This is a genomic window from Streptomyces sp. NPDC001781, assembly GCF_053596035.1.
Genome location: NZ_JBSFFI010000020.1, coordinates 39,894 through 54,410 on the forward strand (window position 1 = coordinate 39,894; position 14,517 = coordinate 54,410).

Annotated in this window: 15 protein-coding genes; 9 read left to right on the forward strand and 6 right to left on the reverse strand. The window is 73.2% G+C overall.

All coding sequences use genetic code 11. From position 1 onward, the window contains the following. Positions 1-22 precede the first annotated feature (22 nt). Entirely contained in the window at positions 23-997 is a 975-nt protein-coding gene (locus tag ACWCV3_RS19430; RefSeq protein WP_451225500.1) for a hypothetical protein, read from the reverse strand. Between the two features lie 327 nt (positions 998-1,324). Here ACWCV3_RS19430 and ACWCV3_RS19435 point away from each other — a divergent pair, with 327 nt between their 5' ends. The 6 genes from ACWCV3_RS19435 to ACWCV3_RS19460 all read left to right on the forward strand — a co-directional run bounded on the left by ACWCV3_RS19435 (position 1,325) and on the right by ACWCV3_RS19460 (position 5,942). Further along, complete coding sequence (locus ACWCV3_RS19435; RefSeq protein ID WP_451225331.1) at positions 1,325-2,236, forward strand: DMT family transporter; 912 nt, start codon at positions 1,325-1,327, stop codon at positions 2,234-2,236. Between the two features lie 17 nt (positions 2,237-2,253). Next, a complete protein-coding gene (locus ACWCV3_RS19440; protein ID WP_451225333.1) occupies positions 2,254-2,769 on the forward strand; it encodes an NUDIX hydrolase in 516 nt (171 codons plus the stop codon). Positions 2,770-2,790: 21 nt separating this feature from the next. Continuing rightward, positions 2,791-3,183: a YidH family protein gene (locus tag ACWCV3_RS19445; protein ID WP_451225336.1), complete on the forward strand. Its 393-nt coding sequence runs from the start codon at positions 2,791-2,793 to the stop codon at positions 3,181-3,183. After that, positions 3,180-3,494, forward strand: coding sequence for a DUF202 domain-containing protein (locus ACWCV3_RS19450; protein ID WP_451225339.1), 315 nt, complete (start codon positions 3,180-3,182; stop codon positions 3,492-3,494). The genes ACWCV3_RS19445 and ACWCV3_RS19450 overlap by 4 nt, the downstream gene beginning before the upstream one ends. 206 nt (positions 3,495-3,700) lie before the next feature. After that, positions 3,701-4,723: a phosphotransferase family protein gene (locus ACWCV3_RS19455; protein ID WP_451225342.1), complete on the forward strand. Its 1,023-nt coding sequence runs from the start codon at positions 3,701-3,703 to the stop codon at positions 4,721-4,723. A 4-nt stretch (positions 4,724-4,727) separates the two neighbouring features. After that, entirely contained in the window at positions 4,728-5,942 is a 1,215-nt protein-coding gene (locus tag ACWCV3_RS19460; RefSeq protein WP_451225345.1) for an acyl-CoA dehydrogenase family protein, read from the forward strand. Positions 5,943-5,998: 56 nt separating this feature from the next. On the opposite strand, the gene ACWCV3_RS19465 is transcribed toward ACWCV3_RS19460, so the two are convergent. Continuing rightward, positions 5,999-6,592 (reverse strand): TetR/AcrR family transcriptional regulator, encoded by a 594-nt coding sequence (locus tag ACWCV3_RS19465; protein WP_451225348.1) that lies wholly within the window; start codon positions 6,590-6,592, stop codon positions 5,999-6,001. A gap of 98 nt (positions 6,593-6,690) precedes the next feature. Further along, positions 6,691-7,464, reverse strand: coding sequence for an SDR family oxidoreductase (locus ACWCV3_RS19470; RefSeq protein ID WP_451225503.1), 774 nt, complete (start codon positions 7,462-7,464; stop codon positions 6,691-6,693). Positions 7,465-7,648: 184 nt separating this feature from the next. On the opposite strand from ACWCV3_RS19470, the gene ACWCV3_RS19475 reads away from it, so the two are divergent. Continuing rightward, positions 7,649-8,890: an exo-beta-N-acetylmuramidase NamZ family protein gene (locus ACWCV3_RS19475; RefSeq protein WP_451225351.1), complete on the forward strand. Its 1,242-nt coding sequence runs from the start codon at positions 7,649-7,651 to the stop codon at positions 8,888-8,890. A 44-nt stretch (positions 8,891-8,934) separates the two neighbouring features. On the opposite strand, the gene ACWCV3_RS19480 is transcribed toward ACWCV3_RS19475, so the two are convergent. Next, a complete protein-coding gene (locus tag ACWCV3_RS19480; protein WP_451225353.1) occupies positions 8,935-11,727 on the reverse strand; it encodes a penicillin acylase family protein in 2,793 nt (930 codons plus the stop codon). Between the two features lie 257 nt (positions 11,728-11,984). Between ACWCV3_RS19480 and ACWCV3_RS19485 the strand changes: the two genes are divergently transcribed. Together ACWCV3_RS19485 and ACWCV3_RS19490 are read left to right on the forward strand one after the other, a co-directional pair. Continuing rightward, entirely contained in the window at positions 11,985-12,587 is a 603-nt protein-coding gene (locus ACWCV3_RS19485; RefSeq protein ID WP_451225356.1) for a hypothetical protein, read from the forward strand. A 22-nt stretch (positions 12,588-12,609) separates the two neighbouring features. Further along, complete coding sequence (locus ACWCV3_RS19490) at positions 12,610-13,332, forward strand: 3-keto-5-aminohexanoate cleavage protein (RefSeq protein ID WP_451225358.1); 723 nt, start codon at positions 12,610-12,612, stop codon at positions 13,330-13,332. Here the strand turns inward: ACWCV3_RS19490 and ACWCV3_RS19495 are convergent. Together ACWCV3_RS19495 and soxR are read right to left on the reverse strand one after the other, a co-directional pair. Then, positions 13,317-14,033, reverse strand: a complete 717-nt coding sequence (locus ACWCV3_RS19495) for a hypothetical protein (protein WP_451225361.1) — start codon at positions 14,031-14,033, stop codon at positions 13,317-13,319. The genes ACWCV3_RS19490 and ACWCV3_RS19495 overlap by 16 nt on opposite strands. Next, entirely contained in the window at positions 14,020-14,496 is a 477-nt protein-coding gene (soxR, locus tag ACWCV3_RS19500) for a redox-sensitive transcriptional activator SoxR (RefSeq protein ID WP_451225364.1), read from the reverse strand. Before soxR ends, ACWCV3_RS19495 begins: the two co-directional genes overlap by 14 nt. Positions 14,497-14,517 lie beyond the last annotated feature (21 nt).

Below are 14,517 nucleotides of genomic sequence, written 5' to 3' on the forward strand. Positions count from 1 at the left end.
GGCGGGGGATCGACCGCGGCGGTCAGCCGGTGGCCAGGGCGTGGGCGCGGGCCTGGTGGAAGGCGGCCGAGGGGTCCTGGCCGGTGTAGGACCAGGGGGCGCGGGTGGCGTGCGGGCCGATGCGGTGGAAGAGGACGGCGGCCTCTGCGGGGCGCCCGGCGGCGGACATGGCGAAGGCCAGGTGGTTGAGGTCGAGGTGGCGTCGGGGGTGCTCGTCGTGCTCCCACTCCAGCCACCAGTCGAAGGCGGCCCGCAGCACCCGCCGGGCGCGGGGGCCGGACCAGTGGGCGCAGGGGGCCGGGCCGGGGACGGCGGGGGCGAGACCGGCGGCGGCGAGGACGCGGTGGCGCTCGGCGTACGCGACGACCGGGAGGACGGCGAGCGGGGAGTCGGCGGGGGCCTCGGCGGCGGCGCGCTCGGCCGTGTCGTACGCCTCGTGGGACTCGGGGCCGCCGGGCGGGCGTTCGGCGAGGCCGGCGACGAGCAGGTGGTGGCCGTGGTGGTGCTCGGGGTGGCGGGCGCGCAGTTCCTTGAAGGCGGCGGTGAGTTCCGCCTCGGGGCCGGTGCCGCGGGCCAGCAGGAGCAGCCCGAGCCAGGGCGTGGGGTCGGCGGGCGCCAGGCCGGCGGCGGTGCGGCAGGCGTCGCGGGCGTGCTCGGGGTCCGCCTCGCCGCGCAGCGCACGGTGGACCAGGGCCAGGGCGAGCAAGGTGGCCGCGTCGGCGGAGTCGGGTTCGGTGAGCAGCCACTGCCCGGCCCGGCCGTGGGCGCCGGGCTCGGCGGCGAGCACGGTGACGCGGTGGCCCCGGCGGTCCCATTCGTCACCGGTGTGCAGCAGCAGGGAGCGGGCGGACTGCCAGCGGCCCTCGGCCAGGGCGGCGCGCGCGGCGAGGAGTTCGGCGTCGCCGAGAGCGGCGTCGAAGGTGCCGGAGTGCTCCGGGGCGGTGCCGCCGGGCGGGTCCGAGGGGGCCCGGTCTGTGACGGGCGGGGGCGGGGTCAGGGGCACCGCGGGACTTCCTGTTTTTCGGGCTGCCATCGGCCGATCACTCACAGCAAACTCCCCGCCTAGGTTTGCGTCAAGCGGAATCGAAGTGTTGCTCCGTCCAACCACCGCGGCAGCAGAGGGACTTGGGTCACGTGTGCCCTGGTCGGCGCCGGTCAGTCCGGGTCGGGGGCGCCGGGTGTGGCGTACGCCATGGCGCCCGTGGGCGGCGGGACGGAACATGACCGGGCGGTTCCGCCGAAACATGTCCGGTTCCGGGCACTCTCCGCAGTCCCGTCCTTGTGGGGCGCTACAGTCGGCCCCTACGCAATCGTGGCCCGGCCGATGATCGAGGTACGCAGCGTGTCCGTTCTGGTTCTCCTCCTCGCCGTGGGTGCGGCGGCGTGCCTGGGGTTCGGGTTCGTGCTTCAGCAGAACGTCGCGCGCGGGGCGCCCCCGAGCGACTTCCTGTCCTTCAGGCTGCTGCTGGACCTGATGCGGGTACCGCGCTGGCTGGGCGGTACCGCGCTGATGGTGGCCGGCATGGCGCTGGGCGCGGTGGCGCTCGCAGGCGGCGAGATCTCGCTGGTGGAGCCGCTGCTCGCCACCAACCTGCTGTTCGCGCTCGCCCTGTCCCGCCGGCAGACCGGCCAGCCGCTGGGCCGGCAGGGCTGGGCGGGGCTGGTGCTGCTGGCGGGCGGGGTGAGCACGTTCATCCTGGCGGGCCGGCCGCGCGGCGGCACCGCCGTCACCGATCCGGTGCGGCACTGGCTGATCCTCGGCGTGATGGTGGCGGTGGCGCTGGTGCTGGCCGGCTGGGCGAAACGCCGGCGGACCACCTGGAGCCCGGTGCTGCTGGCGACGGCCGCCGGGCTCCTCTACGGCGTGCAGGACGCGCTGACCCGGGTGAGCGGCATCCGCTTCCGCGAGGGCGGCTTCACGGAACTGATCACAGGCGGGCATCCGTACGCGGTGCTGGCGCTGGGGGTGACCGGGCTGCTGCTGGTGCAGAGCGCGTTCGAGACGGCTCCCCTGCGCATGTCGCTGCCCGCGCTGACCGCCGCCCAGCCGCTCGCGGGCATCCTGTGCGGGGTCGGCTTCCTGGGCGACCGGCTGCACACCGACACCGGGGCGCTGGCCTGGGAGGCGGCCGGGCTCGCGGCGGTCGTCGGGGGCATCGTGCTGCTGGGGATGCATCCGGCGATGCCGTGCGGCACGGCCGAGGAACGGCCGGTACGGGATCTCCAGCGGAACTGAGCTGCTTGGATGGCGGGATGAACCCCGCCGACGAGATCCTCGACATCGTGGACGAGCACGACCGTGTCGTCACCCAGGCCCCGCGCGGCGAGGCGTACGCCGCGGGGCTGCGCCACCGCTGCGCCTTCATCCAGGTCCGCGACGCCGAGGGCCGCCTCTTCGTGCACCGGCGCACCGCCACCAAGCTGGTCTTCCCCGCGCTGTACGACCTGTTCGTGGGCGGGGTGGTCGGCGCCGGCGAGTCCTACGACGAGGCGGCACTGCGTGAGGCGGAGGAGGAGCTGGGGGTGAGCGGGCTGCCCCAGCCGACGTACCTCTTCAAGTTCCTCTACGAGGACGGGGCCGGGCACGGGTGGTGGTCGGCGGTGTACGAGGTGCGCTGCGACCTGCCGGTCCGGCCGCAGGTGGAGGAGGTGCAGTGGCACGCCTTCCTCACCGACGAGGAGGTCGCCGAGCGGCTCGGCGAGTGGGAGTGGGTGCCGGACGGGCTGGCCGCGTACGAACGGCTGAAGGCGTTCCGGGCGGCGGGATGACACGCCGGTAGGGTCCGGCCTGTGAGCGAATTCGTACGCAACGTCCGGCTCTGGCTCGAACCCGAGCGGGTGCGGGACCAGGGCACCACCCCGGACTACCGGTTCTCGCTGGCCAACGAGCGGACCTTCCTGGCCTGGCTGCGGACCGCGCTGGCGCTGATCGGCGGCGGTTTCGCGGTGGACCAGTTCCTGCCGCATCTGCGCTGGGCGTGGCGGGTGGGGCTGGCCCTGGCGCTGCTGGTCGCGGGGGTGCTGTGCGCGTTGCGGGCGGTGCACCACTGGGTGCGCTGCGAGCAGGCGATGCGGCGGGGCGAGGACCTGCCGGTGTCCCGGTTCCCCGCGGTGCTGAGCCTGCTGGTGGCGGTGGTGGCCGTGGCGATGGTCGTGGTGGTGCTGGCCGGACGGGCGGGATGACCGCTCCGGCCCGTGACGCGGGCCTCCAGCCGCAGCGCACCCGGCTGGCGTGGCGGCGTACGACCCTGTCGGGCACGGTGACCGCCGTACTTGCCGTACGGGCGTCGGTGCGGACGGCGGGTCCGCTGACCGGGGCGGTGCTGGTCCTGCTCTGCTGTGTGTGCTGGCTGGCCCTCCTGGCCCTGGCCCATCTGCGCATCGGCACCCTGGCGGCGAGCCCGGTACCCCCCGCGCTCACCCGGCGCCTGGCATGGGCGGCGACGGGGTGTGCGCTGGCGCTGGCGGTGTGCGCGGCGGTGCTGGTGAGCTGAGGGCTGTCTGCACGACGGCCACCGGCACGCCGGGCACGAGGGCGACCGGGACGACCACTGGGCCCGTGACCGCGCCGGGCACCACCCGCCGCCCGGCGTGTGCCCGGTCACGTCGGCGCACGCTTTGCGGCGCACACACTGGACGGCATACCGACCGGTCGGCATCATGTGACGCGTTCCTGTTCACCCGTTCGTAGGAGTGATGTATGAGCGCCGACCACCCGCCCGGACTCGATCTCGACCGGCTGCGCGCACTGCTCGACCGTGAGCGGCCCGGCCTGACGGCCGGTCCGCTCACCGGCAGGCTGATCGAGGGCGGACGGTCGAACCTCACCTACGCCGTCACCGACGGCACCTCCCGCTGGGTCGTGCGGCGTCCCCCGCTGGGCCACGTCCTGGCCACCGCGCACGACATGCGCCGCGAGCACCGGGTGATCAGCGCCCTGCACCCCACCCGGGTGCCGGTCCCCCGCCCGGTGCTGCTGTGCGAGGACGACGAGGTGCTGGGCGCCCCGTTCTACGTGATGGAGTTCGTCCAGGGCACCCCGTACCGCACGGCGGACCAGCTCGCCCAGCTCGGCGCCGAGCGCACCCGGAGCGCGGTGCTGTCCCTGGTGGACACCCTCGTCGAGCTGCACGCGGTCGACCCCGCCGAGGTGGGCCTCGCGGACTTCGGCCGGCCCGAGGGCTTCCTGGACCGTCAGCTCCGCCGCTGGGGCAAGCAGCTCGACGCGTCCCGCAACCGTGAACTGGCGGGTGTGGACGAGCTGCACGCGGCGCTCGGGCGCTCGCTGCCCGCCTCCCCGGCGCCGGCCGTGGTGCACGGCGACTACCGCCTGGACAACGTGCTGATCGGTGAGGGCGACCGGATCGAGGCCGTCCTCGACTGGGAGATGTCGACCCTGGGTGACCCGCTCACCGACCTCGGCCTGCTGGTGATGTACAGCCGGCCGCTCGGGATGGCCCACTCCCCCGTCTCCACCACCGCCGAGGCCCCCGGCCACCCGACGCCCGCCGAGCTGGTCGAGCGGTACGCCGAGCGCTCCGGGCGGGACGTCTCGGACATCGACTGGTACACCGCGTTCGCCTGGTTCAAGCTCGCCGTGATCCTGGAGGGCATTCACTACCGCTACACCCTCGGCCAGACGGTGGGCGGCGGCTTCGACCGCATCGGGGACCTGGTGCCCGTCTTCATCGACCACGGACTGACCACCCTTCAGGAAGGCTGAGCAGATGGACTTCGCGTTCGACGCGCGCACCGAGGAACTCCGGACCCGTCTGCTCGCCTTCATGGACGAGCACGTGTACCCGGCCGAGAGGATCGCCGAGGAGCAGCGGGCGCTGCTGGACTCGCCCTGGGACACCCCGGCGGTGGTGGACGAGCTGAAGGCCGAGGCCCGCCGGCAGGGCCTGTGGAACCTCTTCCTGCCCGACGCCGGGTACGGCGCCGGGCTGACCAACCTCCAGTACGCGCCGCTGGCCGAGATCACCGGCCGCTCCCCGCAGCTGGCGCCGACCGCGCTGAACTGCGGGGCGCCTGACACCGGGAACATGGAGGTGCTGGCGCAGTTCGGCACCGACGAGCAGCGCAAGCGGTGGCTGGAGCCGCTACTGGCCGGGGAGATCCGGTCGGCGTTCGCCATGACCGAGCCGGAGGTGGCCTCCTCGGACGCCACCAACATCACCACGCACATCGAGCGGGAGGGTGACGAATACGTCATCACGGGCCGCAAGTGGTACATCTCCGGGGCGATGAACCCCGACTGCAAGATCTTCATCGTGATGGGCAAGACCGACCCGGACGGCGAGGACCTCCGCCGCCAGCAGTCGATGGTGCTGGTCCCCCGTGACACGCCCGGTGTGACCGTGAAGCGGGCCATGCGGGTCTTCGGGTACGAGGACCACTCGCACGGCGGGCACGCGGAGGTGGTCTTCGACCACGCGCGCGTGCCGGTGGCCAACCTGGTGGGCGAGGAGGGCGGCGGCTTCGCCATCGCGCAGGCCCGGCTCGGTCCGGGGCGCATCCACCACTGCATGCGGCTGATCGGTATGGCCGAGCGTGCCATCGAGCTGATGTGCCGGCGGGCGGTGTCCCGTACCGCGTTCGGCAAGCCGCTGGCGCAGCAGGGGGTGGTGCAGAACTGGATCGCGGACGCGCGGGTTACGGTGGAGCAGCTCCGGCTGCTGGTGCTGAAGACGGCCTGGCTGATGGACACGGTCGGCAACCGGGGCGCGCACACCGAGATCCAGGCCATCAAGATCGCCACGCCGCGCGCGGTGGTGGAGATCCTGGACCGCGCGATCCAGTTGCACGGCGCGGGCGGGGTGAGCCAGGACTTCCCGCTGGCCGACCTGTACGCGGGTGCCCGCACGCTGATGCTGGCGGACGGCCCGGACGAGGTGCACCAGCGCTCGCTGGCCCGGCGTGAGCTGAAGAAGTACCTGTAGCGACGCGCCCGTACGTGAGGGGCGCCCGCCGCTACGGGCGCCCCTCACGCGCGGGCTCAGGGGCGCAGGGCGCGCAGGAGGAGGTCGGCCAGGTGGTCGGCGACCTGCCGCGGGGTGAGCGGGCCCTTGGGGCGGTACCAGGTGGAGAGGTGGTGGACGGAGCCGAAGTGGTAGTCCACGACGAGGTCGGCCGGGGTGGCGGTGGAGAACACGCCCTCGCGCTGGCCCTCCTCGATGAGCGCGCGGAACCGTTCGTGGTAGCGGCGGCGTTCGGCGCGGACCTGCTTGTTCTTCTCCGGGCTCAGGTGGTGCATCGAGCGGAAGAAGATCATCGCGTCGTCGAGGTTGTCGATGGTGGTGACGACGACGTCGGCGGCGGCGTCCCGTACCCGCTTCTCCACCGGCTCGTCGGCGTCCGCGAAGGCGTCCAGGCGCTCCTGCTGGAGGCGGAGCACGCGCGCGTAGACCTCGTGCAGCAGGTCGTCCTTGGAGCCGAAGTAGTGGTAGAGCGCGCCCTTGGTGACTCCGGCGGCCTCGACGATCTCCTGCACCGAGGTGCGGTCGTAGCCCTGGTCGGCGAAGAGGCGGGTCGCGGCGTCCAGCAGCCGCCGCGGGACGGGCGCGGCATCTCCGTCCGTGGTTCTGGGCACTGCCGCCACCTGCCTTTCCGTCGGGTCCGCCGACTGTCGTCACTGGCGCGGGAACGGTCTCCCGCCGGAGGATCTTCCCATCCCGCGGCGGGGCCGGGTCAGCGGGAGTCCTCCCAGGCGCGCTGGAGCCGGTTCATGCCGCCCAGCCACTTGTCCGGGAAGGCGGCGCGGGCCTGGTAGTACTCGGCCACCTCGGGGTGGGGCAGGATCAGGAAACGGTCCTCGGCCATGCCCGCGAAGAGGGCGTCGGCCACCTCGTCCGGTTCGATGGCCGTGGGCTGGAGCACCAGGTCGCCGGCGCTGCCGGTGGCGGCCAGCATGTCGGTGCGCACGCCCTGCGGGCAGATGGCGTGCACCTTGACGCCCCGGTGGCGGTGGGTGAGGGACAGCCACTCGGCGAAGGCCAGCGCCCCGTGCTTGGTGACGCTGTACGAGGGGGCGCCGATCATGGTGAGCAGCCCGGCGGCGGAGACGGTGGAGACGAACCGCCCGCCGCCCCGTTCCAGCCACTCGGGCAGCAGCTCGTGGGCGGCGCGGACGTGGGCCATCACGTTGACGTCCCAGGACACCGCCCACGAGCGCTCGTCCAGCGGGCCGCCCGGGGCGCCGTCCTCGAAGGCGACGCCCGCGTTGGCGCAGTAGACATCGATGGCGCCGCCGAGTGCCGCACGGGCCTCGGCCACGATGCCGGAGGCGTCGCCGGGCACGGCGACCGCGCCGATCTCCTCGGCCACCGCCTTGGCCTTGTCGGCGTCGAGGTCGTTGACGACGACCCGGGCGCCCTCGGCGGCGAACCGGCGGGCGAGCGCGGCCCCGATCCCCCCGCCCGCCCCGGTGACGACGACTCCGGCGTCCTGCACGGCTTCCACCAGCGGCCTCCTTCGAGCTGTGGCTGTGTGCGGCGATCCGGCCACCGCGGCGCCAGACTAACCAGTCGGTATGCCGGAGGGAAGGGGAATCCCCCGACGGTCCCCGGTCCGGCGCGTTCCCTGCCGGGCCGCCAGGCACTAGCGTCCCCGTGGTCATGGCACCCGCCGCGCTCACGGAGGTCCCCGTATGACGCTGTCCAGACGGAGCATGCTCGCCACCACCGCCACGGCCGCCGTCGGGGCCGGGGTCCCGGCCCCCGCCTCGGACGCCGGCGCGGGGCACCGGGTGCGCACCGGGTTCGAGCGGCTGGCCGCCGACGGCTACGCGACGCTCGCGGGCCGGAAGGTCGGGATCGTCACCAACCCGACGGGCGTCACCCGCGACGTCCGGCACATCGTGGACGTCATGCACGCGGACGACCGGGTGCGGCTGACCGCCGTCTTCGGCCCCGAGCACGGCTTCCGGGGCACCGCCCAGGCGGGCGGCTCGGAGGGGCGGTACGAGGACCCGGCGACCGGACTGCCGGTGTACGACACGTATCTGAAGAGCGGTCAGGCGCTCGCCGACGTCTTCACCGCCTCCGGTGTGGACACGGTCGTCTTCGACATCCAGGACGCGGGCGCCCGCTTCTACACGTACATCTGGACGCTGTACGACTGCATGGAGGCGGCGGCGCTCGCGGGCAGGCGGTTCGTGGTGCTGGACCGGCCGAACCCGGTGACCGGACGGGCGGCCCTGGGGCCGGTGCTGCACGAGGAGTTCGCCACGTTCGTCGGCCGGCGGCCGGTCGCCCAGGCGCACGGGATGACGGTGGCGGAGCTGGCCCGGCTGTTCAACGGGGAGTTCCTGGACAGGCCGGTGCCGCTGGAGACGGTGACGATGACCGGCTGGCGGCGCGGGATGTTCTTCGGCGACTGCGGGCTGCCCTGGGTGCCGCCGAGCCCGAACATGCCGACCCCGGACACCGCCCTGGTGTACTCCGGGACCTGCCTGTTCGAGGGCACCAACCTCTCCGAGGGCCGGGGCACCACCCGCCCCTTCGAACTGCTCGGCGCCGAGGGCATCGACGGCCGCTGGGCCGAGGAGGCGAACAGGGCGGGGTTGCCGGGGGTGCGGTTCAGGGAGGCGTACTTCGCGCCGACGTTCTCCAAGTTCCAGGGGAGGACGGTCGGCGGGGTGCAGCTCCATGTGCACGATCCGGCGGCCTTCGACCCGGTGCTCACCGGGGTGACGCTGCTGGTGACGGCACGGCGGGTGTGGGACGGCTTCGCGTGGCGGCCGGACGACTGGATCGACAAGCTGACCGGTTCGGAGCGGGTGCGCACGATGATCGACGCCGGGGCGGGGGCGGACGAGGTGGCGGCGGCCTGGCACGGGGAGCTGGCGGCCTTCCGCCGGGTGCGGGCGAAGTACCTCATGTACCGCTGAGCACGGCGGCCCCCCGCGGGGGGGGGCCGCCGCTTCCGGGGCCGTCAGCGGTGTGAGGTGTACTCCACGACCTGCTGGTAGGTCGGCCGGTTCTGCCAGCTGATGTTGCCGTGCTTGATGCCGCCCAGGGTGCGGTGCTGGATCGAGTCGGCGCACCACTGGTCCCCGGCCGAGCACAGGTCGTCACCCGGATAGACCTGGGCGGCGGTGAGCTGGGCGGCCTGCTTCAGCGTTCCGAGCAGGGCGTCCCGGCAGGCGGAGAGGCTGCCGTCGCCGCAGTACTTCCGGGAGAGACCGCCCTGCACCGGTTCACCGAGCACCGCCCGTATGTCCTTGTCGACATAGCTCCACCAGCCGTACTGGAAGGAGCTGCCGGCGTGCGAGCCGGTCGGGCCGTGTCCGGCGGAGGGCGCCTCGTCCACGGGGAGGTTGGCGGTGAAGGCGCCGTACAGGTCGCTGCCCAGGCCGGGTTCGAACTCGGCCTTCACCAGCAGCGGCCACCAGGCGTCCAGGACGCGGACCGCGTCGGCGTCGGCGTACTTCCTCGACCCCGCCGACGTCTCGGTCCGCCTGGCCCCCGCGTCCAGCCACGTCTGGAGCCTGGTCGCGGCGGCCGCTGCCGTCGGGTCGCTCACCGGCGCGGAGTTGACGACCTTCAGCAGCTCGGGCAGCACGTCCTCGGCGCGCAGGTCGGCCAGGGCCGCGTCCGCCATGGCCTGCACCAGTTCGGTCCGGGTGACCCCGCCCTGCGCGGCCAGCCTGCTCACCCGGTCGTCGAGGAGATCGCCCCGGTGCACCGAACCCTCGCCCCAGGGCGCGGCCGTGTACTCCTCGGCCTGCTTGTTGTTCCAGGAGATGTAGTAGTCCTGGTCGACGGAGTTCGGGTGCGCGCTCGGCGGGGTGTAGTCGGCGGTGTTGGCGGCCGGGTCCCAGTTCCGCCACTCGTAGGCCGGCCGGGCCCACACCGGGAACTCGGCGTCGACACCGGCGGCGCGGACCGGGTTGTCGCCGCTGTTGTAGTACGCGGTGTGCGCGGAGTCGGCGTAGAACCAGTTGAAGGTGAAGTTGATGTGCTGGGCGGCCTTCTGGAAGTCCTCGGGGCCCTTCACGTAACCGGGGTCGTTGAGCATCTGGAAGCCGATGATGGAGTCGGCCTCGTGCAGGTAGGAGGAGCGCAGCGTGGTGTAGGCGACCTTCTTCCCGCCTACGGTCGCCCGGTACTGCACCGGCCCGTACCTGGTCCGCCACACGCGCATGGCGTAGGAACCGGCGGCGGTGCCGTCGGCCACGGTGGGCTTCCAGGCGTTCTTCCGCTCGACCTGCTCCATCGCGGTGCAGGTGCCCCGGTAGAGGTAGTGGTGGTCGTCCTGGCACAGCTCGACGGCGTAGGTGTCGATGATGTCCTGGCCGGAAGTGGTGGCGCTCCAGGAGTAGTCCTGGCCGCGGCCCAGTTCGACGTACATGCTCAGGCCGGCGAAGGACGCGCCGCGGGCGCTGATGCCGGGGCCCTGGATCTCCTGGAGCATCAGGAGCTGCGGGGCGAAGTAGCCGGTCTGCGGGCCGAAGACGGCGACCGGGTGACCGCTCGCGGTGTGCTTGCCGCTGACCACGAGGGCGTTGGACATGCCGCGCCGGGCCGAGCTGAGCGTGTCCCTGGCGGCGGCGGTGGAGGACCGCCTGGCGGTCGCGGTGCCCGCGCTGCCGGTGCGGTCGTGGACCAGCGGCTCCTGGGTGACCGAACCGGCGTCGGGCAGGGCCCGGCCCTGGGGGCTGTCGGGGCGCGTGGCGTACGGGAAGCGCTGTCCGTCGTGGAGGGTGAGGACGGCCTCGGGGTCGTCGCGCTCCCGGAAGGACTCCCAGACGCGGGTGCCCTCCTCGACGCCGTACCTGGACTGGGCGGCGATCAGGGAGAGGGCGTTGTTCACCTCGCCGCCCCCACCGGAGCCGAACAGGGTGCCGACGACCGAGGCGAGCGCGACCAGGTCGGTGACCTTGAAGTGGTCGATGGTGCCGGCGTTGGTGATGGCGTCCTTGTGGCCGGTGAGGACGTACTCGCCGGGGAAGTAACGGCCGTGGTCGGAGGCGTCGATGTAGGCGTTGATGCCGTCCAGGTAGGCGGTGACGTCGGCGAGGGCCTGCTGTCCGCGCTCGCCGTTCCTGGCCACGGCGCCGTCGATCTGGGCCTGGAGGTCGGCCTCGGTGTAGGGCGCCTGGCGGTAGAACTCCTGCTCCAGGCCCTGGTTGGCGGGGGCACCGCCGGCGAAGCCGGTCAACTGGCCCCGGCCGACGTGCCGGAACACGTCCATCAGCCAGAGCCGGTCCTGTCCGGCCGCGTAACCGGCGCCGAACTCGGTGCCGTAGCGGGTGGTGCCGGTGATGTGGGGCACCCCGGTCCTCTTGTCCCGGACGATCGTGACGTCGGTGCGCCCGGCGGGCTTCTCGGCGGAGGCGACCTGGGCGGCGGGGACGCCGAAGGAGGCGTCGTTGAAAAAGTTGTTGATTTTCGCGTCGGTCAGGCCGGGGTGGCCGGTGGCGAGATTCGCGTAGGGGCCGAGCTGGTCCTCGGCGTGCGCCGGCTGGGTGCCGAAAGCCTGGTTGAGCAGGATCTGCGCCAGGGTGGCATTGCCGTTCTCACCCGGCGGAAGGATGTCCGAACACTGGCCGGAACAGTAGTCGTTCGCTGCGGTGGGAGCGCTGGTGGCGGCCGCCGCCTGACCGAGCGGTGAAAGACAACCGGCGATCAGGACGCATATCGAGGCCGTCTTCAGGAACCCGGAGAGTGTGCGAGGAGTTCTGAGTCTGTCGGACAACGCGTTACGTGGGGTGCGCCGTGGCATGGCAGCTCCTCCGGACGGGGATGGGCCGGACGTTACCGCCGGTATCCCCGCGAACGAAGATGAACATGCGTCAAGTTTGACGGCGACTCAGGGCCGATGCCCGGCGGTCGTCCCGGAACGCGTCACGGGAGGGCGTCGGAGATCGGATGGAGCCGGATCGGCCCGCGACACGTCTATCCGGCGACGTCGCGCGACAGCCGTACGGCGACGCCGAGGTGAGCGAAGAGCGGACACAGGTGTGACGGAGGTGCAGGGCGATGGCCGGATTCCGAAGTCTGGCGAGACAGGTGCGCGATCCGCGATGTGATCTGGCGCTGCGGCGTTACTCACTGCGCAAGTGCCTGGAGCGGTTCGCTCCTTACGGGCACCGGGCGACCTGGGACCATCTGTGCGGGCGGGCCGGTTTCGGTCCGGAGGACCGCTCCCCCGACCCGGCGCGGCTCGTGGCCGCACTGGTGGAGCTGGAGCAGGCCCGCGCGGTGTGGCTGACCTACGAGGCCGATTTCGCGGAACGCCGGAAGAAGGAGAAGCACGACGGCCTGCGCAGGCCGGGCAGTGTCGACGACTGGCACCGCATGACCTGGGGCGGCTTCGGTGTCGCCTGGTGCGAGGACCCGGGGCTGCACCCCCGTGAGCCGCTGGCCGACGTGCTGCACCGGCTCATCAGCGCCCTGGAGCGCCGGCCGGATTCGGTCTGCCCGGTGTGCGACGGCGAGCGGCTGGTGTGGCGGTACGGCCTGGATCACGAGCCGTCGGCCGGGCCGGTGTGCGCCGACTGCGGCATCCTGGTGCCGCGCCCGGTGCTCACCGACGACGCCCTGGCCTCGGCGCGGCGGGAGCGGCTGCTGATGTCGGCCTGAGCGGGTACGGCACCATGGTCCGGTGCAGGTCTGCCTGAACGGGAGCAGAGCGGCGGTGGACGGGGCGCACGTCCCGCTGATGCCCGGGGAGTTGGCCCGGTCGGCCGCGGAGGCGGTCGCCGCCGGGGCCACGGAGGTGCATGCGCATCCCCGGACGCCGTGCGGGCGGGAGTCCCTGTCCGCACGCGTCGTGGGGCCCGTGGTGGAGGCGCTGCGCGGGCGGGCCGGGGTGCCGGTCGGGGTGACCACCGGCGCCTGGGCCGAACCCGATCCGGCCGAGCGGCTGGCGCGGGTGCGCTCCTGGTCGGTGCTGCCCGACTTCGCCTCGGTCAACTGGCACGAGCCGGGCGCCGAGGAGCTGGCCGGGCTGCTGCTGGCGCGGGGCGTCGGGGTCGAGGCGGGCATCTGGTCCGGCACCGACGGCGCGGCGCGCTTCGCTGCCTCGCCGCTGGGGCCGCGCGTGCTGCGGGTGCTGGCGGAGGTGACGGACACCGGCCCGGCGACCGCCGAGGCGACCGCGCACGCCCTGCTGGCCGAGCTCGGCCCGGCCCACGGCCGTCCCGTCCTGCTGCACGGCGAGGACGGGGGCGCGTGGCCGGTGCTGCGGCTCGCGGGACGACTGGGCCTGGCGACCCGTGTCGGGCTGGAGGACACGCTGTTCCTGCCGGACGGTGGACGCGCCTCGTCCAACGCCCGCTTGGTGGCGGCGGGGCTGGCGGAGCACGGTGCTCAGCGGGACCAGTAGAGGTCGCTCCAGCGCGTGTCGTACGGCAGCGCGAGGAGGGCGGTGCGGTCGGCGAGGCCGGTCAGGCCCAGGGCGCGGAGGCGGGCCGGGGCGTGCTCGCCGAGCCAGCTCCGGAGTTCGGTGAGCGTGGTGGTGGAGGGCTCCCACAGGAAGCCCGGACGGCGGTCCAGCATCAGGTCGTCCAGCCATTGCCGCAGGCAGGTGGCGAGGTGGGCGTCCGCCTCGGGGCCGGGTGACCAGTCGGCCAGCGGGCCGGTGACCTCGCCGAGGATCGCGCAGGCGGTCTCGAACATGTCCGGGGCCGGGTAGGGCGGCTCGGGGGTGCGGAGTGCCGCTCGCCACCAGGCGCGTACGAAGGTCTCGACCGCCCGTGCCTGCGGGCCGGGCCACGACCGCCAGTCCCCCTGGCTGAGGCCGTGCGGGGCGTAGCCGTCGCTCTCCAGGGTCCCGTCGGCCATGGCGTGCGCGCACTGGGGCAGCAGGCGGCGCATCGCGGCCTCGTGGTCGGTGAAATGGTGCGCGCCCTTGTACATGAAGCGGTTCAGCAGCCCGGCCGGCACGCGGGAGTCGGGGGTGCGCAGATACGCCGCGTCCTCGGCGGTGCAGCAGTAGCGGGCGCAGCCGAACTCGGCGCGGCTCGCCTTACCGTTGAACACCACGCCGATCTCCTCAAGCGCGGCGACAAGTTCAGGAGTGTGCACGCCGCCCCCGTTCCTCCCGCATCAGGCGGGATCCGGCCCCGCGCTCGCCGAAGACGTCGTCCGGGTTGGACAGGACGCAGGTGGCCAGGGAGAGGCAGCCGCAGCCGATGCAGTCGGTGAGGTGGTCGCGCAGCCGGTTGAGCTGGTCGATCCGGTCGTCCAGTTCCGAGCGCCACGCCTCGGAGAGCCGGGCCCAGTCCGCGCGGGTCGGGGTGCGTTCCTCGGGCAGCTCGGCGAGCGCCTCGCGGATCGTGGCGAGCGGGATGCCGACCCGCTGGGCGGCGCGCACGAAGGCGACCCGGCGCAGGGTGTCGCGGGTGTAGCGGCGCTGGTTGCCCGAGGTGCGGCGGCTGCTGATCAGGCCCTTGGACTCGTAGAAGTGCAGGGCGGAGACGGCGGCGCCGCTACGCGCGGACAACTGGCCTACGGTCAGCTCGTGGATCTTTTCGGGAAGCTGGGGCACCGTCCCGAGCCTACCGACCCG